The 18672-nt window shown below is 41.3% G+C and carries 13 protein-coding genes; 8 read left to right on the top strand and 5 right to left on the bottom strand.

Features of this window, described 5'->3' with window-relative positions:
- The first annotated feature begins 33 nt into the window (after positions 1-33).
- The 4 genes from JHD79_RS03725 to JHD79_RS03710 all read left to right on the top strand — a co-directional run bounded on the left by JHD79_RS03725 (position 34) and on the right by JHD79_RS03710 (position 7711).
- Positions 34-1401: a glycoside hydrolase family 27 protein gene (locus JHD79_RS03725; RefSeq protein ID WP_233164548.1), complete on the top strand. Its 1368-nt coding sequence runs from the start codon at positions 34-36 to the stop codon at positions 1399-1401.
- 123 nt (positions 1402-1524) lie between these two features.
- Positions 1525-3483, top strand: a complete 1959-nt coding sequence (locus JHD79_RS03720; protein WP_233164547.1) for a family 43 glycosylhydrolase — start codon at positions 1525-1527, stop codon at positions 3481-3483.
- 52 nt (positions 3484-3535) lie between these two features.
- Complete coding sequence (locus tag JHD79_RS03715; protein WP_199117854.1) at positions 3536-5941, top strand: glycoside hydrolase family 127 protein; 2406 nt, start codon at positions 3536-3538, stop codon at positions 5939-5941.
- Positions 5942-6304: 363 nt separating this feature from the next.
- Positions 6305-7711 (top strand): alkaline phosphatase, encoded by a 1407-nt coding sequence (locus JHD79_RS03710; protein ID WP_199117853.1) that lies wholly within the window; start codon positions 6305-6307, stop codon positions 7709-7711.
- Positions 7712-7799: 88 nt separating this feature from the next.
- Here JHD79_RS03710 and JHD79_RS03705 read toward each other — a convergent pair whose 3' ends face one another.
- The 5 genes from JHD79_RS03705 to JHD79_RS03685 all read right to left on the bottom strand — a co-directional run bounded on the left by JHD79_RS03705 (position 7800) and on the right by JHD79_RS03685 (position 14194).
- Positions 7800-8066 carry a hypothetical protein gene (locus JHD79_RS03705; RefSeq protein WP_199117852.1) on the bottom strand — a complete coding sequence of 89 codons (267 nt, stop codon included), beginning with the start codon at positions 8064-8066 and terminating at the stop codon, positions 7800-7802.
- Between the two features lie 177 nt (positions 8067-8243).
- Complete coding sequence (locus tag JHD79_RS03700; RefSeq protein WP_199117851.1) at positions 8244-9056, bottom strand: hypothetical protein; 813 nt, start codon at positions 9054-9056, stop codon at positions 8244-8246.
- Between the two features lie 10 nt (positions 9057-9066).
- Positions 9067-12363 (bottom strand): TonB-dependent receptor, encoded by a 3297-nt coding sequence (locus tag JHD79_RS03695; RefSeq protein WP_199117850.1) that lies wholly within the window; start codon positions 12361-12363, stop codon positions 9067-9069.
- 199 nt (positions 12364-12562) lie between these two features.
- Positions 12563-13519 carry a FecR family protein gene (locus JHD79_RS03690; protein ID WP_199117849.1) on the bottom strand — a complete coding sequence of 319 codons (957 nt, stop codon included), beginning with the start codon at positions 13517-13519 and terminating at the stop codon, positions 12563-12565.
- Between the two features lie 57 nt (positions 13520-13576).
- A complete protein-coding gene (locus JHD79_RS03685; protein ID WP_199117848.1) occupies positions 13577-14194 on the bottom strand; it encodes a sigma-70 family RNA polymerase sigma factor in 618 nt (205 codons plus the stop codon).
- 346 nt (positions 14195-14540) lie between these two features.
- Here JHD79_RS03685 and JHD79_RS03680 point away from each other — a divergent pair, with 346 nt between their 5' ends.
- From JHD79_RS03680 to JHD79_RS03665, 4 genes are all read left to right on the top strand, one after another.
- Positions 14541-16073: an MFS transporter gene (locus JHD79_RS03680; RefSeq protein WP_233164546.1), complete on the top strand. Its 1533-nt coding sequence runs from the start codon at positions 14541-14543 to the stop codon at positions 16071-16073.
- 42 nt (positions 16074-16115) lie between these two features.
- Positions 16116-17381, top strand: coding sequence for a M20 family metallopeptidase (locus tag JHD79_RS03675; RefSeq protein ID WP_199117847.1), 1266 nt, complete (start codon positions 16116-16118; stop codon positions 17379-17381).
- A 13-nt stretch (positions 17382-17394) separates the two neighbouring features.
- Positions 17395-18030, top strand: a complete 636-nt coding sequence (locus JHD79_RS03670; RefSeq protein ID WP_199117846.1) for a trimeric intracellular cation channel family protein — start codon at positions 17395-17397, stop codon at positions 18028-18030.
- Between the two features lie 125 nt (positions 18031-18155).
- On the top strand, positions 18156-18338 hold the full coding sequence (locus JHD79_RS03665; protein ID WP_199117845.1) for a hypothetical protein: 183 nt from the start codon (positions 18156-18158) through the stop codon (positions 18336-18338).
- Positions 18339-18672 lie beyond the last annotated feature (334 nt).

The following is an 18672-nucleotide window of genomic DNA, read 5'->3' as shown; positions in this document are numbered from 1 at the left end:
TACAGCATTAAATTAATTTTAAAAGAAGTCATAATGATGAGAAATTTGCTTTTTTTCCTGACAGTAATTACGCTGATATCCTGTAGTACGACCAAGCACCTAACGTCAAAACCTTACGCAAAGGGAGCATTCAAGACATGGGCACAAACACCGCCAATGGGTTGGAACAGTTGGGACTGCTACGGATCCACTGTAGAAGAACATGAAGTAAAAGCTAATGCAGATTATATGGCCAAAAATCTTAAGAAGCATGGCTGGGAATATATAGTGGTCGATATCCGTTGGTTTGTTGAAAATGACAAAGCAGGTGGTTACAACCAAGAGGATCCTCGCTATGTACTAGATGAATTTGGACGATACCTACCTGCGGTCAACCGTTTCCCTTCGGCAGCTAATGGCAAAGGTTTTGCCGAACTCGCCAATTATGTACATTCCAAAGGCTTAAAATTCGGGATCCATATCATGCGTGGCATACCCAAAGAAGCCGTTGCCAAAAAGTTACCCATAAAAGATGCCAAGGGTGTGACTGCCGATCAGATTTATTCGACGGAACTGCAATGTAAATGGCTACTTGACAATTACACGATCGTTGCCGATAAAGTGGGTGCCCAGGAATATTACAACTCCATTTTTAACCTGTATGCTGCCTGGGGGATAGATTTTGTAAAAATAGATGATCTGTCACGACCCTATCACCAGGCCGAGATCGAACTGATCAGGAAGGCAATTGACCAATGTGGGCGACCAATGGTATTGAGTACTTCTCCAGGAGAAACACCATTAGAAAAAGGTGCTCACATAGCTGAAAATGCAAATATGTGGCGTATGGTCGACGACGTATGGGATGTATGGAAAGACATCAAACATTTGCTTGATGTGGCACAAGGGTGGTATCCATACATCAGACCTGGAAACTGGCCAGATTGCGACATGATCCCTCTTGGCAGGATTTCGATCCGTGGTGAAAGAGGTACAGACCGTATGACACGTCTTACAAGCGACGAACAATATGCCCTGATGAACCTGTTTACCATCTTCCGTTCTCCACTAATGTTTGGAGGAGACCTGCCCAGCAATGACGAATTTACCCTATCCTTGCTGACCAATAAAGAGGTATTGAAAATGCATCGAGAGGGCACCGATGTGCGGCAAGTTTTCAGAAAAGATAATCAGGTGGCGATTACATCAAGAAATTCTAATACGGGCGCTGTGTACCTCGCAATTTTCAACATTGGGGACAAGGATGCAGAAACCATTACGGTAAACCTAAAAGACCTTGGCCTAAATAGCGATTGCAAGATAACGGAAATGTGGACCGGAAAAAATTTGGGCGTGGTGTCCAAAACATTCAATCAGGTACTGAGACCACATGCCTCTGGCCTTTACAGATTGATCAATTAACCGGAAATTTTCATCAATAGGCACACCGCAAAAGTAGACAGTAAATACCGTCTGTTGGAAGTTAAAACCCAATAAAAGATGTACACCACACGAAATGTTTTTCGCTATACTTTAAGCAAAACAATGAAAATGAACAGATACTTTATTTTACTGGTTGTACTGGCTTCCATCATACCAAAGACATCCTCAGCACAAAAGAAGGTGCAAGAAGCCCCTTTAGAAGGGTATTTGTTCGCCTACTTTGAGGGATCTGGAAAATTGTTAGAGCAAGAGCAATTGAGGTTTGCCGTGAGCAAAGATGCAGTAAATTGGTATGCACTAAACGACAATAAACCGATTATCCCTTCTTCCCAAATTTCTCAGACGGGTGGAATTAGGGATCCTCATATCCTACGCAGCATAGACAACAATTCTTTTTATATGGTGGCTACCGATATGTACGTTGCCAAAAACGGTTGGGGAAGCAACCCTGGCATCACCATGCTCAAATCAACCGATCTAATTAGCTGGCAGCATAGCATTATCGATCTGGCCAAGGCCTATCCCAAAAACTTTGGTAACGTAAAATGGGTCTGGGCACCCCAAACTATTTATGACATCAGGGCAAAAAAATACCTGGTCTATTTCACGGTCCAATTCCACGGAGACCATAAACTGGATTTTTATTCGGCCTATGCCAATAAAGATTTCACAGGTTTTGAGCAGGAGCCAAAATTAATGTTCAGTGCCAAGTATGGTGCCATAGATGGCGACCTCATCTTCAAGGATGGTATATATCATCTTTTCTACAAAGGAAATACAAAGGACAGCAAAGGCAAAGAATTTAAAAATGGCATACAAAAAGCAACCAGCAAGTCTTTACAGGGTCCCTGGACAGAAGATTTCAAATATCTGGACGCCTACTCTGACACTTCTGTGGTAGTGGAAGGTTCCAGCCTATTCAAACTTAACCATAATGATGAATATATCCTAATGTACGACCTCTATGCCAACGGACGATATGAATTCCAACGTAGCACAGACTTAAGTACTTTCACAAAAAAGCCCGAATCATTTACCAAAAATTTCAACCCGCGACATGGCAGCGTGATCAGTATCAGCAAAATAGAAGCTCGCCGCCTACATGCCAAATGGGGTGGTGTAACAAGCGCATTATTACAACCAACGGCATCAGCAGACAGCTATCAATTTACGTCAAAGGGAAATCCCATAATCAAGCATCACTATACTGCCGATCCAGCTGCCATGGTCAAAGGAGATACACTGTGGCTCTATGCAGGCCATGATTTCGCAGGAGGACAAAAGAACTATAAAATGAAAGACTGGTTAGTGTACTCAACAACAGATATGCAAAACTGGACAGAATATACAGTACCGTTGAAGATTTCAGATTTTTCATGGGCAAAGAGTGGAGATGCTTTTGCCGCACATGTGGTTGAACGGAATGGTAAATATTACTGGTATGTGAGCACCAACTGGTCGGGCATTGGCGTAGCGGTGTCAGATCACCCTAAAGGTCCTTTTAGAGACGCACTAGGTAAACCGATGCTAACCAACAAAGACTGTTTTGCCTCCACCCATTCGTGGGCTTGCATTGACCCGGCCGTATTTATTGATGATGATCAACAGGCTTGGATATTTTGGGGAAACAAACAGTGTTATTATGCAAAATTGAAAGCTAATATGGTAGAGATTGATGGAGAGGTCAAACAGCTCGACTTTGAAGGTTTTAACTTTACCGAGGCTCCGTGGGTACATAAATACAATGGAAAATATTACCTGACTTATGCCACAGAATTCCCTGAGAAAATAGCCTATGCCATGGCAGATCGGATAGAAGGTCCTTATCAATACAAAGGCATCTTGAATGAAATTGCGGGCAATAGCAATACCAACCACCAAGCCATCGTACAGTTTAAAGACAAATGGTACTTTATTTACCATAACGGAGGAATTAATAATGATGGAGGAAGTTATAGTCGTTCCATTTGTATCGATCACCTAAGCTATAACCCAGATGGAACCATAAAAAGAGTGGTAATGACAACGGAAGGCGTATTCGATAAACTGCCAAAGCAATGATCTGACCACGTCATTCTTCTATTACAGATTGAATTAAAAATAAAATGTAGATATGAAATACTTTAAACTACAATACTTCTTTTTTCTGATGTGTATTTCGGCATTTGCCCAAAAAAAGCCGACGGTAAAGAAGAATTATCCTATCGAGCCCGTATCTTTTGTGGACGTGAAATTAAACGATAATTTTTGGGCGCCACGCATAAAAATTAATGAGCAGGTAACTATTCCAATTGCACTGAAGCATTGTTATAGTACAGGACGTGTTGATAACTTCAAGAAAGCTGGTGGATTAATGCCCGGTTATTTCAGCACATCATTTACCTTCGATGATACCGACATCTATAAGATTATTGAAGGCATAGCCTATTCTGTACAAACCTATCCAAATCCTACGCTAGTAAAACAGATGGACTCCCTGATCTATTATATCGAGAAAGCCCAAGAACCAGATGGCTATCTATATACTGCCAGGACTGCTTCAGCACCTGGAAAAATGCATAAATGGGTTGGTGTAAAACGATGGGAAAAAGAGCCCGACCTAAGTCATGAACTATATAATGCAGGCCATTTGTACGAGGCTGCTGTAGCCCATTACCAGGCAACGGGAAAAAGAACACTTTTGAATATAGCCATCAAGAATGCGGACCTGTTGGTCAAAGACTTTTTGGTTGGCGGCCTGAAGTATGAGCCTGGACATCAAATTGTAGAAATGGCATTGGTAAAGATGTACCATGTAACCGGGAAAAAACAATACCTAGAACTTGCCCAATATTTTCTTGACCTAAAGGGTAAGGGTGTACGGGGAGATTATGCCCAGAGCCACAAACCTGTTATCGAGCAAGATGAGGCAGTGGGCCATGCAGTCCGTGCAATGTACATGTATGCGGGCATGGTCGATGTAGCGGCAATGACCGGCAATAAAGGATACCTTAATGCCATTGACAAGATTTGGGATAATATGGCCAGCAAAAAATATTACATTACCGGGGGAATAGGTGCGAAAGGACATGGTGAGGCATTCGGGCACAATTATGAACTGCCAAATATGTCTGCCTATTGCGAAACCTGTGCTGCCATTGGAAATGTTTATTGGAACCATCGTCAATTTCTGATGCATGGCAATTCCAAATATTATGATTTGATCGAAAGAACCCTGTACAATGGACTGATTTCTGGGGTTAGCCTATCGGGAGACCGCTTCTTCTACCCCAATCCACTTGAATCCGAAGGACAACATTCCCGTAGCGAATGGTTCGGCTGTGCATGTTGTCCCAGCAATATATGCCGCTTCATGCCTTCTATTCCTGGCTATGTATATGCTCATAAAGACAAGCAGCTTTATATAAATCTATTTATTCAAAGCCAGACCAATATCCAATTAGCCCAAAATAAAGTCCATGTTTCCCAAACATCCAATTATCCATGGGAAGGCAATATCACCATCAATATTGATCCAGAGACATCAAATATATTCGATGTCTTAGTCAGGGTTCCAGGATGGGCATTGAACCGCCCTGTTCCCAGTGATCTCTATTCCTATATGCAGCCAACAGTAAAAAAAGTGGTGCTGAAGCTCAATGGAAAACTACTGAACTATAGCATTGACAAAAACGGATACATCAAATTATCTAGAAAATGGAACAAGGGAGACAGGATTGGACTTGAGCTACCAATGGAAATCCATCGTACATTGGCAAATGAGCAAGTGCCTACAGACAAAGGCAAGGTCTCGCTGGAACGTGGTCCAATTGTATATTGCCTCGAATGGCCAGATAATGACAATAAAGTATCTAATGTAGTGCTCCACGATCATGAAAAAATTACAGCAAACCATCTACCGGAAAAAGCTAACGGTATAATCGGATTAACAATGATGGGCAAAAGTGTAACTCGTGATTCCGATGGCAAGATTATCGAATCAGACAAGAAGCTGGAAGCCATTCCCTATTATGCCTGGGCTAACAGAGGCGCTGGAGAAATGGCCGTATGGATTCCTCGCAATGCAGATTTTAGCAAACCAATACCACCAGTAACTATATCCTCCAAGGCAAAGGTAAATGCCTCGACAAAAGGTGGGGCACTTTCGAAAATTAATGATGGTTACTGGCCAAGTAATTCCTTTGACCCCGATTGTCCATACTATTCGCTATGGCCAAACAAAGGAACGGAAGAATGGGTTTCCTATTGGTTTGATCAGCCTGAAACTGTATCACAGGCTGCCGTCTACTGGTGGGACGATCGTCCTTGGGGCGAAAGCCGACTTCCTTTGTGGTGGGAAGTAGAATTTCTGGATACAAATGGAGAATGGAAAGCTGTGAAAAACATAAGCCAATATTCGATAGAGCGAAACGTAGCAAACAAGGTTCAGTTCGAGCCAGTTACAACCAGGCAAATTAGATTAAAGTTCCAGCTGGATAAGGACAAATCTGCTGGCCTCTACGAATTTGAAGTAAAATAAAGGGCTAGCCCATTTGAAGCGTACCATTTTTTGATTCCTGCTTCGCTATAAAAAGCTACAAGAAACAAAAAACCCTGTAGCAACGCTACAGGGTTTTCGTTTGTAGGCATAACCGAACAATTTCCGAACCTTTTTCTTCATGATTTAAGGTTATTAGCTGCTTTGATACTTCCAGAACGACAGTAGTAATATAACTTTTAACTGAATATGAAATAGTTAAATTATATTAGCGTAATTAGAACCATCTCTCATGTTTTGATTATTTAAAAATAAAGTAAAAGAATCAGAAACAGCCATCAAATTTAATGCTACGTGTGCTAGAAGTTAATACATAATTAATCTCTGACTACTAATTTTATGGCTATGATCAGAAGAGACTTTCTTAAGACCGGTACACTTTCAGCCCTAGGCATTTCGCTCTTGAGTGCCACAGAAGCATTTGGACAATTATTTACACCTGGTAACGAGAAGTTTTCCGGGACGGCCAAGAACATTATCTTTCTGGTAAGCGATGGGATGAGCAGCAGCACACTCACAATGGCCAACCTACTCTCCGAACGCATGAACGGCCGAGAAAGCAAATGGATCTCCCTCTATCGCAAAGGGGCAGTAACTAGGGCATTCATGGATACCGCCTCTGCCAATAGCATGGTCACGGATTCGGCCGCATCAAGTTCTGCCTGGGGAGGCGGTGTAAGAGTCAATAATGGAAAACTCAACGTCAATGCCGACGGCTCATTCAATACACCAATCTTACAAAAATTCAAGACCGCAGGAAAAAAGGTGGGCTGCGTCACTACCGTACCGATTACCCATGCTACACCCGCTGGTTTTTGTGTCTGTAACGCTTCTAGAAGTAACCAAGAGGAAATTGCACTACAATATCTCACCCTTAAGTTCGATGTGATGCTGGGAGGAGGGGATAAATATTTCAATCCAATAAAGAGAAGTGATGGCAAAGATGTCTATTCGCAGTTTGAAAAGGAAGCTTACCAACTGGCAAAAACAAAATCGCAGCTGTTGGCAATGAATAACAAAAAGCCAGTACTTGGTGTTTTTGGAGATGATGCCCTTCCCTATACCGTAGATTATGCGCATGACCGACAACTCCAGGAACAGACCCCTACCCTGGCCGAGATGACGATAAAGGCCATTGAACTGATGAAAGACCACCCATCTGGATTTGTACTTCAGGTAGAGGGCGGAAAAGTGGACTGGGCCGCACATTCCAATGATTCGGCAGGACTGCTGTTCGACCAGCTCGAATTTGACCTGGCGGTTGAAAAAGCAGTAGCCTTTGCCGAAAAAGACAAAAACACATTGGTCATCATCACTACCGATCATGGCAACGGCAACCCGGCAATTTTCGGCGAGGACAACATTGACCAAAAATTTGACCTGTTAAAGAAGTTCAGTCATAGCAACGATTGGGTACTCAATCAGATCAGGCCCAACTTTACTACCACAAACCTAATAGAGTTGATCAATCATGCACAGGGCTACACCATTTCAAATGCACAGGCCAAGGAACTACTGGCACACTACCAAAAATTAGATGGCGCAGGGCTGTACAATGTACGGAAATTACCTTTTGAACTGCTGGGAAAGATTCAGGCAGATTATACCGCTATCTACTGGGCATCCATGGAACATTCATCTGATTATGTTGAACTTGCCGCCTTTGGTCCCGGAAGCAGCCTAATGAACCCCTTCGTACGCAATACGGAACTCCATCATCTGATGCTTCAAGCGGCAGGAGTGAAAGCGTAAAGAAAGATTAAAAAGGAAAACAAGTATTCTGTCATCATCTCTTTTTCCACTCGGAGAATTGAATAAGGCCAATAAAAATAGGAATACATCATCTCCCAGAAACAATATTACGCTTTCTGGCCTTTCTCATCGCTGGTCCCAATACCTCTACTTTAAGGCGATGGCGTATCCTTTCATATTCCGTAATACAAACGGATAAATCAGTCAACAATAACCTGTACTGTTGGAAATGGGTAACCAAGCTTTGGTACTCCCTATCCAATACAGGAAAGAGTTCTTTGCAATTGTCCATCTTCTCCATTCGTTTGATGGTGCTCAATAGCAATTGATGTTCCTTGTTACTTATGGCTTTCATATTTCAAAAAATATAGCATCATTAAGGCATAGCTACTATAAATAATAGGGCAAAAGCCATTTTAAAGCATCAAAACATATTAATTAAGTCCACAAAATTATGGGCGTGATGGTTCTTATAAGATTAGTGAAGCCTCGAACGTATACATCCGAGGCTTAGTTAACCTTCACGGGTCATTTATGGGAACACCTGTACCAAATCGTTAAGCTCAAAATACAAGGCTTTGTTATCCGCAATTTTGGTCTGAATATGGATACTCTGCGTTTTACCCGATGAAGTCCATTGGTCTGGCAGTTCAATCTGTAGCGCATTTTCAACGACATCACCACTGAGCAGGTATTTTTTTGTCTTGGAGCTTTTAAGGGTAATCAGCGGATAAAAATCAGTACCAGGCTGTGTTGGTAACATGACAGGTGGCGGCTGGATTTTAAAATATTCACTCCATTTGCCAATAGCTATTTCAGTTGCAATGGGGAAACCTGTAATGTTTACCACTACCAGATTATTATTGTTATCATAATAATACTCCAGCACTTCCATCTGTACATCAACCGGCCCCAAATCTTTTGGCCCATCAAAGTAGAAGTTCACAAGGTAATCCTTTCCCTGGGGTTTTGGATATGTGTAGCTTTTTGCAATACTGGTACCATTGAAATAAAATTTGGGCACTTCATTTTTTGCATCAGCGATGTTGAATTTTTGTTCGTAAACGACTTCACCTGTGCTCTTTTTCCTCAACTGCATAATTGTTACATCGTTCTCAAAAGCCAGTTGCGGACTTACTGTCCCAAGTGATATCTTGCCATAATAGTCGCGGATCTTGACATCATCAAAATATAGCTCTAGGGCATCTCCGATTGCATAACCGGTCATATTAAAGGGTCTGATTGCTTTGATGGGCCTGGTCAAAAATTCACCTTCCTTTTTACAGCTGCCTAAAAACAGTACTGCAATCATGGTGATGATATAATGTTTGTGATTTATTTTCATGATGATTAGATTAAAAGTTGTAGGTAAAGGATAAACTGAAGGTGCGGCCTACATAGCGGGTAGAAGTTTGCCTGTCTCCAACCCGTCTATTGGTTTTAGTATCTATATAACCTTCCTCAAATTTCTCTGAGAAACCATATTTATAGGCATATTTGTCATGCCATTCCAGATCTAAGCCCCCTTCTGTACCTGGCTTCTGCTCATAGGTAGTATGATCATTTACAAAGTGCCTAAATGGGGCATCTAGTAGGTTGCTCATGTTCAGTTTTGTTTCCATTTTTCCCTTGAAAAATTTATAACTGATCTGCGCATCGAACTGTGACCTTGGTCTCTCGTATTCAACAAAATTGGGATCAATTGCGGTAATGAAAGTTTTATACCCCGCATGGTTGAATGTAAAGTTTAGTCCAAGTTTCTTGCCCGCATATTGTATGCCAACGTTATAAAGCAATGGTACCTGTCCATAAAGTGCCCGGGGATATTTGGAATAAGTATAATATAGGGAGTCTGTTTTGTCTGGCAAAGTCTTTGACTGTAGTTCCCTAGCTCTTACGGTCGATTGCTGTAGGGTAAGATTACCACTGAGGAAAACATTGGCCATAAATGGGACTTTATCCGAAACAAAACCTAGGCTCTTGCGCAACTCAAACTCCCATCCCTTTACCTTTGCCCAATCTGAATTGGTGATGTTGATGTAGCCCCTGCCATTATTTTCCCTATCCAACCTATAGAACTCTGCAGGCTTGTCGAAATACTTATAAAAATAACCTGCCGATAAAAGTTCGCCAGCTCCGGGAAACAGCTCTACCTTTACATCATAATTATCAATGATCGTACTAGAAACGCCGCTACTCTTTACCTGTGATCCATAACTAGGATCGAAACGAGAGAACCTTGAATTTTCCATTAACCCTGGTCTAACTGCAGACTTTGCATAGGACGCCCTTAAATTGAGTTCTTTAACAGGGCTGTAGGTAATATTTGCCGAAGGCAGGAAATACCAATCCTTTTTTTCCTCAAAGGTAAGCCTACTGTTTTTATCAGTCAGAAGACTGGCCGAATTCTTCACGGTATCCAACTTAAAGTAATCGGCCCTTAGACCATAAACAATCCTAAGCTTTGAAAACACCTTGTGGTCCATCATCACAAATCCGCCTTTGCTGGTACTTTTTGCCGCAAATGAATTCAGGGAATAGCTGGCAGGAAAATAGAAAATATTACTATCCTTTCCCTGCATGGTCATGTAGTTGCCCCATTCCTGGATGGGGATTTGGGCAAACGGTATGGTCGAATTGGTCCCCACACTAATGGGCAGTATCCCCCAATGGTAGGTCGCATCTTTTTTCAGGTAATTGATCCCTGTTTTAAAAGTATGAGCAGTGGTGCCAATCCTAAAGTTATAAGATCCCGTGACAACGGCATCATAGTTTTTTTCATTGTAGACGTATTGGTCTCGATGCACCACACCAAAACCTGGATCTGATGAGCTGTTTGGCTGGTAAAAGTATAGCGGTGCCTTATTGACGATTTCACGGGCGTTGAGCGCAGCGGCCACCGCATCTTTTTCGAAAGATTGTAGTGCAGTTCTTGCCATACTCCACTCCAGTTTAAGACTACCGAACCGATGTGCACCACTTAACTTATTCTGCAAGAGGTCAGTAAATTTAGGACGATCATCTTCTGATGTTCCTGGAAATTTCTGCTCGAGATCATTTTTAGGGTTTTCGTCGCTCCAACCCGTAATCCTGGAAAACCTGTTGTCGAAAATACGGGTGTATAGATTATAGGTATCTACCTGGTGATTGGCCGATTTAAATCCACCATTTAGCAAAACCCCTAATGTAGTGTTAAAACCGTAAATGTTCCCCGTATTTATGTCGGTAAGGTCGTCCGCTTTGACCGGTTGCCTGCTCCAATCCCCCCTGCGCATACTCGCAATATTGTCATTAGACTGCGTATTACGGTAGCTCACCGATCCTACGAATCCAATCTTACTTCTATCGCTGGTGTCTAAAGCATAGGTCCTGCCCAAGCTAAACTGGTAGTGCTGTGAAGGCATCGCCTGATATATTCTGGTACCTAATCTTTCTGTTCCGCCAATTCTTTTATTCTGCTCGGCAACTTGTGCCGCCTTGAATTTGTTCTGGGCATCTGAGATCCTTGGGTCATACCCCCCGAGGTCAACCAGGCCCTCCGGAAAATGATCTCTTCCCCCATCATCAAAGCCCAGGTAATCATATTTACCTCTTCCGTAACCCATAAAGTCCCTACCTGTAGTCTGAGAGTTGAAGGATGTTCCCGCACTAATAGATAGAAAATTTTGATTAGGCACCGATTTGGTAGTGATCTGAACCAGACCACCAGCGAAGCCATAAGGCATATCGGCAGTGATGGATTTGGCTACCACTACATTTTCTACCAAACTTGTGGGAATAAGGTTGAATTCAAAGTCACGCTCCTGAACATTGGTACTGGGCAAGGTACTTCCATTTAGAACCGAAACATTATACCGTTCGGCAATACCCCTGACCACTACTTTCCGATTATCTGTGGTACTTACCCCGGTAATACGCTTTAATGTCTCTCCAAGATGTTTATCTGGTGTGGCACCAATCTGTTCGGCACTGATCCCATCAGAAAGTGCGATTCTGTTTTGTTGTTGTGCGTACAGGCCGGCTATACTCTCCTTTTTAAAACTTCCAGTAACTATAACTTGTTGCAAGGCATTGGCCGCAGGCTGTATGATGACATCTAGCGGGGTCATTTTTCCTTCCTTTACAATAACTTCGGTGATTCGTTTTGTTTGGAAGGAAATGTAGCTCACTTCCAAAGTGTAGGTACCAGGCTTGATGCTAAATTGATAGGTCCCATCTACGCTGGCCTGTATAAACTGTCCGGTTTCTATTATTTTGATGGAGGCTCCAGGTAATATCTCGCCCCGATCATCTATAATTTTTCCTGAAATGCGGCCGGGCTGCTGGGGTATCGGTACAGCTATTACTGCAATCAGGAAGTTTTCCTGAATAAAGCGTAAGTGCTTTTGTATTGAAATCGACTTCAGGATATCGTAGAGCGTATAGGTACTATCTTCGATATGTATCCCCGACATATCTCCAATCTCCTGTGCGTAAGTAAAACTGAACCCAGATTTCTCTTCCAATGCTCGGAACAGTTCTCGTAGGGTATTGGGCTTGGCGCCAAGGCTTACCTTAACGTCCTTTAGGCTTTGAGATTTGACATCCGATGCCAAGATTACGCCCGAAAAGGTCAGGGTAACGATGGCAATCAGAAAAGTTAATCTCGTCATAAAATATAGTAGTTTAATTGCACTTCTTTTTGTAGAATTGTACATGGCTTTTTTTAAATGATTATTTTGTTAGTAGCTTAATGATTATAAAAGCTTTTGGGCGGGAGAGGTGAGATTCTTCCGCTCTTTTTAGCTTGCTGAAATTGTCTATTCCATAGTTTTTCCTTTCTTTTTAATTTCTTGAATTGGTATCGGCGGCCTACCAGATTTCAACTATTCTGCCATTTATTTTGTACCGGAAGTCTCCCACAATGGCTAACATCTTGAGTACGGTGCCGGGACTTTCGTTGTGTTGCTTCAGGCTAATGCGTCTATTTTTCAGTTTCACGGCATGTATGTTTATCTTTATGTCGTACCATCTTTCCAAGCGCTTACAGATATCTTCTAGCCTTTCGTCCTTAAAGATCAGCTCGTTCCTCTTCCATCCGGTATAGTCAGCCGGATCCACTAGATTTTGGTATGCGTCCGCTGTCAATTTATCGTACAATAGTTGACTTCCAGAACTTAATAACCATCCCCTCTTGCTTCCCCTTACATTTACGCCGACGCTTCCAGTAGCCACTACCACATTCATAACCTTATCGGCACTATAGTGCTTTACGTTAAATGACGTGCCCAATACCCTGATGTTCAGTTTTCCAGTCTTTACCACAAAAGGTTTCTGCCTATTTTTGGAGACCTCAAAAAATGCTTCTCCCTCCAGATAGACCTCGCGGAGTGTATCACTAAATATTTGGGGATATTTAAGTTGGCTATCATTGTTAAGGGTAACAACAGAACCATCGGAAAGCGTAATAATCTTTCGCTCACCAGCCCGGGTAATGGTTTTTCCAAAAAGGAGCTTTGCATGTTTCTTGGGTGTACTTAACCATATCGTACCGACTACCATGACCAGTACAGCGGCCGCCGCTGCCATTGGCCTCCAAGAATACCACTTCCTTAAGAGTGTCTTGTGTCGTACCTGAAAAAAATAGGCATGTAAATTCTGTTCAATTTTATTTTTTATTTTCAGTTCTTCCTGCTCGTCATCAAATATCTGTCCCTCAGAAAGATCGAGACTGATAAACCAGCGGGCAAAGAGTTGTTTTTCCCGATAGTCTGTGTTTTTACGGAACAGCCGTCTAAACGAGGCTGTGAGTTTTTTTCTGTTCTGCATTCATAACTATTAAACACAGATCTGAAAAAGTACCACAAAAAAATTGTTAACTTTTTATTAAGGCTGTGTTAACCAAATCAAAATCACTACCTGACTAGCAGTTAAATTGGTTTTTGCAGCAGCCTCCCTGATACGGACAAAAGCTTTACTGATCTGATTTTTGATAGTTTGCGGAGACAATCCCAGTTTTTCGGCAATGTCTGCAATGGAATGTTGTTCACTGCGGCTCATCAGAAAAATTTCCTTCATCTTCTCTGGCATTTCGTCTATTGTTCTGTAGATCAGTTCAACCATTTCTTCAAATTCCAATTCGTTTTCCCTTGTGGTCAGTATATCAAATGAGCTATCAGAATTTTGGGACTGCTGAAAAAACTGCCTGAAATTCAGGTAGTGTTTTTCTTGAAAGCCCTTGGCACGAAAGTAGTTGGAAAGCTTGAACAGGATTGCCGTACGCAAATAGTTTTTGACTGGGATATTGATGACCAATCCTTCCCTTTTATGATAAAACTCCATAAAAACATTTTGCGTCAGATCGGCAGCATCGTCCTTATCTCCAAGTTTCTTAAAGGCGATGGTATAGATATATTTCCAATAGCGCTGGTAAAGTTCATTAAATGCCGGATAGCTTGATTGCTTAGTCAGTTCGAGCAGTTCACTATCTGCAATTTCTTTCATTTGTAGCAAAGCTAACTTAAGTACATTAATTCTGTGTTAAGAAATGGCCGTTTTTGGATATCAATTAATGGGTTCTTCATTGAAACCTAATTTGGCATTATATGCTTCCAAAACAGATTTAATAATTTCTAATTTGATGGTTATGTTATTCAAATCTCTAGGCACAATACAGAATTCCATAATATACTTGATCAACAAGATTTTAGAGGAAAATAAAAAAAACAAACCAAAAGTAAATTTGATTTGTCCTCTGAAGTTGACCTGCCTGTACAATTTTCGAACCGTTTCTTAGGCATTTCATTGTGGTTTAAATTTTAAAACTATTATATGGTTTAATTGTTCATTAATGAATTATAGTTTATTTTTATTGTTGTTTTATCATAGAGTTCCTCTAGAACTAAATAATACCAATATGGCTTATTCCGGACAAAAATCTGCCGCGATTACAAATTATCGTGGAACAGACAGGCTCATTTTAGGAATTGTTTTAGCCGTAATCACTTTCTGGCTCTTCGCTCAAACCACACTGAATATTGCACCAACAATGAGTGCAGATTTAAAAATCAGTAATAACCTAAATAGTATTGCCGTTAGTATTACCGCACTATTTTCTGGAATATTTATTGTGGTCGCCGGTGGATTAGCAGACAGAGTAGGCAGAATGAAGATAACAAATATCGGTATATTGTTAAACATTGTTGGATCCTTGTTAATTGTCATATCGCCATCTGGAACTGCAGCATTTCTATTGGTTGGACGCATTTTCCAAGGATTATCTGCTGCCTGTATTATGCCTGCAACATTGGCCTTGATGAAAGCGTACTTTGATGGTAAAGAACGACAACGTGCATTAAGTTTTTGGTCTATCGGCTCATGGGGTGGCTCTGGTTTATGCTCATTATTTGGTGGGTTCGTCGCTTCCACAATTGGCTGGCGTTGGATTTTTGTGTTATCTATCGTTGTTGCTATTATCAGCTATTTGGTATTACGAGGTACGCCGGAAAGTAAAGTTGCAGCTACAGAAAAAAAGGCTTTTGACTGGTCCGGGCTCATCACTTTTATCATAGCCATGGTGGCATTAAACATTGTGATCGGACAAGGTTCGGAGCTTGGATGGTTAAGTTCACCTATATTAACTGGGGTTATTATTTTTATCATTTCAGCTGTTATTTTCTTTAGGATTGAAGCGAGAAGTAAAAACAGTTTCGTTGAACTTTCACTTTTCAATAACAAAACGTACTCTGGGGCCACATTATCTAACTTTTTACTCAATGGTGCTGCGGGAACCCTACTGGTCTCCTTATCACTTGTACAAGAGCAGGCGGGTCTATCATCCTTACAATCGGGGCTAATTACGGTTGGTTACTTAGTGGCTATCCTTAGTACTATCAGGATAGGAGAAAAATTATTGCAGAAATTGGGCCCAAGAAAACCTATGTTACTTGGCTGTTTTATCACTGGCTTAGGCATTTTACTGACCACCTTTACCTTTCTTTTGGCTAAAGAATACATCATTACGGCATTTATTGGTTTCACCCTTTTTGGGATAGGACTAGGATTTTATGCCACTCCCTCTACTGATGCGGCCTTAAGTAGTATCCCTGACAATAAAGCAGGTACGGCATCTGGGATATATAAAATGGCCTCCTCTCTGGGAGCTGCTTTTGGCGTGGCCATTTCAGCCGCCATTTTTTATGGACTTAGTCATATGAAAGGTATTTCACCGATGGCAGAAATTGCTATGGGAAGGACTGATAATGTAAATGTTAGATATGCTGCTGCGATGGCATTATTATTTAATGTTTTTATGGTTGTAGTTGCAATTATAGCAATCGTATTAACCGTTCCAAAGCGTAATTTAAAACCAGCTATTAAATAAATACAGGGCATCCAATCTATATTCAATAATACTTTAGAAATTATGGAAAATACTCAAATTAAGACCTTTAATGATAAAATGGAAAGCTTTATTGATCAGTTACTTCTCGAACTGGAAGAGATTTATAAAGACATTCATCGCAATCCCGAGTTATCAATGCAAGAATTTCATACGGCTAAAATTGCTGCAGATTATTTGACTAAATATAAATATGAAGTTTCTACGGGTATAGGGGTAACTGGTGTGGTAGGTTTGATGAAAAATGGAGAAGGGCCTACGGTGATGCTTCGTGCGGATATGGATGCACTTCCAGTTACAGAGGCGACCGGCCTGCCCTACGCAAGTACAACAATAGCCCGCGATGAAGAAGGAATAGAGGTTGGTGTATCGCATGTATGCGGCCATGATCTGCACGTTACCTGGCTAATGGGTGCTTCCAGATTATTTTCGGAGCATAAAGACCAATGGAAAGGAACTTTAATGGTTGTTTTTCAACCCGGGGAAGAAGTTGGCCGTGGTGCACAAAGTATGATAGATGATGGCCTGATGGATCGTTTTCCCAAACCAGATATTATTCTGGGACAGCATGTCATGGTTGGTGAGTCTGGTACAGTTGGCTATCGTGGTGGTGCAATCTTATCGGCGGGGAACAGCATTAAAGTTAAGATTTTTGGGCGTGGTGCACATGGTTCACAGCCACAAACCTCAATTGACCCTGTGATTATGGCTGCTGCTACCACCATGCGACTACAAACTATTATTTCCCGTGAAGTTGCCCCTATAGAAAATGCTGTACTCACCATAGGCGCATTGCAGGCCGGCACCAAGGAGAATATCATTCCGGATGATGCGACATTGAAATTGAACATCAGAACTTTTAATGACGGCGTAAGAGATCATATCCTTTCTGCAGTTAAGCGTATTTGCTGTGCTGAATGTGCTGCTTCCAATGCCCCAAGAGATCCTGAATTTACTATGCTGGACAGTTATCCAATTACGGACAATGACGTGATCGCTACAGCGAAAGTAGCAGAGGCTTTTCGTACTCAGTTTGGCGATCGGTCATATGAAACACAACCAGCTTCTGCCAGTGAAGATTTTAGTGTTTTTGGTAGGAATTGGAAAGTTCCTTATGTTTTTTGGTTCGTAGGAGGAACTGAACCTAAGGTGTATCTGGAAGCTAAAAAGAACAACTTATTAAATTCTATCCCCAGCAATCACTCTCCTAAATTTGCGCCGGTATTAAATCCGACATTAAAAACTGGTTTGCAGGCTATGATGACAGCTGCAATAGCCTGGTTAGATTAAGGAATTACTTAAAATGGATAAACTACATTCACTTTACTATTTTCTTGATCTGGCAGGTACTTTTGTATTTGCGATCAGCGGAGCGGTAGCAGCAAAGCAGCGGGGTCTGGATTTGTTTGGAATTTGTGCTGTTGCATTTATGGTAGCTTGTGGTGGTGGGATTATCCGTGATCTCTGCATTGGGGCTATTCCCCCTACTGGATTATCAAACTGGCGATACTTAGTTGCAGCAATTATGGCTGCAGGAATGACTATTGGCTTATATCCTTTTGTACAACGACTTAACCATCCAGTATTATTTTTTGATGCCTTGGGTTTATCTTTATTTGCGGTCACAGGTGCTCAAAAAAGTTTGGCCTATGGTCATAATGCAGAAGTCGCTGTTCTTCTGGGCATCACTACAGCCGTTGGAGGTGGGGTGTTGCGCGATATTTTACTCAATCGAATTCCCATTATATTTGAAAAAGAGATTTACGCATCAGCAGCGCTTATAGGGGCTTCAATTGTAGTTTTGGGAAATCATTTAAAGTGGATATCAAATGATTGGGCTTCCATTATTGCTTTAATTATATGCTTCGGATTACGTTTATTAGCCCTGCGTTACCACTGGAACCTGCCCATTTATTCAAATGATAAACCTAGCACGTGAACACTATTATCCTACTATTCCTACCTAAAATTTCAAAACGAGGTTGCTTTGCCTGGACAAGAGATTTAAGTCTTTTTATTGCAATTTAAACTTCATCACAGGTAAACCAAGAATAATATTAAAATATGAATACGAAAGAAAATAAAAATCCGGCGCTATGTGGCACCGAAACAGGGATATGCGGCGTACCGGAAACGACAAAACCTGAAGAGGAAACCAATCTTTCATCACCAACCAAACCTATCAAAATAGTTTACTTTACAGACTCTATCTGTTCTTCTAGCTGGCGTATCGAGCCGTCAGAATGAAAACTATCCTGCCCAATATATTTATTTGATTAACAAGAAATCAGAGGGAAATAAAAAAGGACAAACCAAAAGTAAATTTGATTTGTCCTCTGAAGTCGGGGTGGCAGGGCTACCACTACTCCTTATAATTCGTTGATTATCCGTATATTATCAAGCGAAATCAAAAAAGGGTAACCGAATAGGTCTCATTTAAAATGAATTACTCTGTAGCCTTTTGTGCTTCCTATTAATCTTACTTCAGTCAGTCAATGTACCGTTTATATATGCAAATGTATTAAAAAATTACTTAATACAAAATGTGTTGGCGTTGCTAGTCCTTAGTTGCTTGTAAAAC

This window comes from Pedobacter sp. ASV28, assembly GCF_016428855.1.
Taxonomy (GTDB): Bacteria; Bacteroidota; Bacteroidia; order Sphingobacteriales; family Sphingobacteriaceae; genus Pedobacter.
Note: the sequence above shows the minus strand (reverse complement) of the source record. Positions and strands in the feature narration are given on the sequence as shown.

Excerpts from the sequence above, each read along its gene's own strand:
- JHD79_RS03690 (WP_199117849.1), bottom strand. The coding sequence starts at position 13,519 with ATGCAGAACAGAAAAAAACTCACAGCCTCGTTTAGACGGCTGTTCCGT.
- JHD79_RS03705 (WP_199117852.1), bottom strand. The coding sequence starts at position 8,066 with ATGAAAGCCATAAGTAACAAGGAACATCAATTGCTATTGAGCACCATC.
- JHD79_RS03685 (WP_199117848.1), bottom strand. The coding sequence starts at position 14,194 with ATGAAAGAAATTGCAGATAGTGAACTGCTCGAACTGACTAAGCAATCA.
- JHD79_RS03670 (WP_199117846.1), top strand. The coding sequence starts at position 17,395 with ATGGATAAACTACATTCACTTTACTATTTTCTTGATCTGGCAGGTACT.
- JHD79_RS03725 (WP_233164548.1), top strand. The coding sequence starts at position 34 with ATGATGAGAAATTTGCTTTTTTTCCTGACAGTAATTACGCTGATATCC.
- JHD79_RS03720 (WP_233164547.1), top strand. The coding sequence starts at position 1,525 with ATGAAAATGAACAGATACTTTATTTTACTGGTTGTACTGGCTTCCATC.
- JHD79_RS03715 (WP_199117854.1), top strand. The coding sequence starts at position 3,536 with ATGAAATACTTTAAACTACAATACTTCTTTTTTCTGATGTGTATTTCG.
- JHD79_RS03665 (WP_199117845.1), top strand. The coding sequence starts at position 18,156 with ATGAATACGAAAGAAAATAAAAATCCGGCGCTATGTGGCACCGAAACA.
- JHD79_RS03680 (WP_233164546.1), top strand. The coding sequence starts at position 14,541 with ATGAATTATAGTTTATTTTTATTGTTGTTTTATCATAGAGTTCCTCTA.
- JHD79_RS03700 (WP_199117851.1), bottom strand. The coding sequence starts at position 9,056 with ATGAAAATAAATCACAAACATTATATCATCACCATGATTGCAGTACTG.
- JHD79_RS03710 (WP_199117853.1), top strand. The coding sequence starts at position 6,305 with ATGATCAGAAGAGACTTTCTTAAGACCGGTACACTTTCAGCCCTAGGC.
- JHD79_RS03675 (WP_199117847.1), top strand. The coding sequence starts at position 16,116 with ATGGAAAATACTCAAATTAAGACCTTTAATGATAAAATGGAAAGCTTT.
- JHD79_RS03695 (WP_199117850.1), bottom strand. The coding sequence starts at position 12,363 with ATGACGAGATTAACTTTTCTGATTGCCATCGTTACCCTGACCTTTTCG.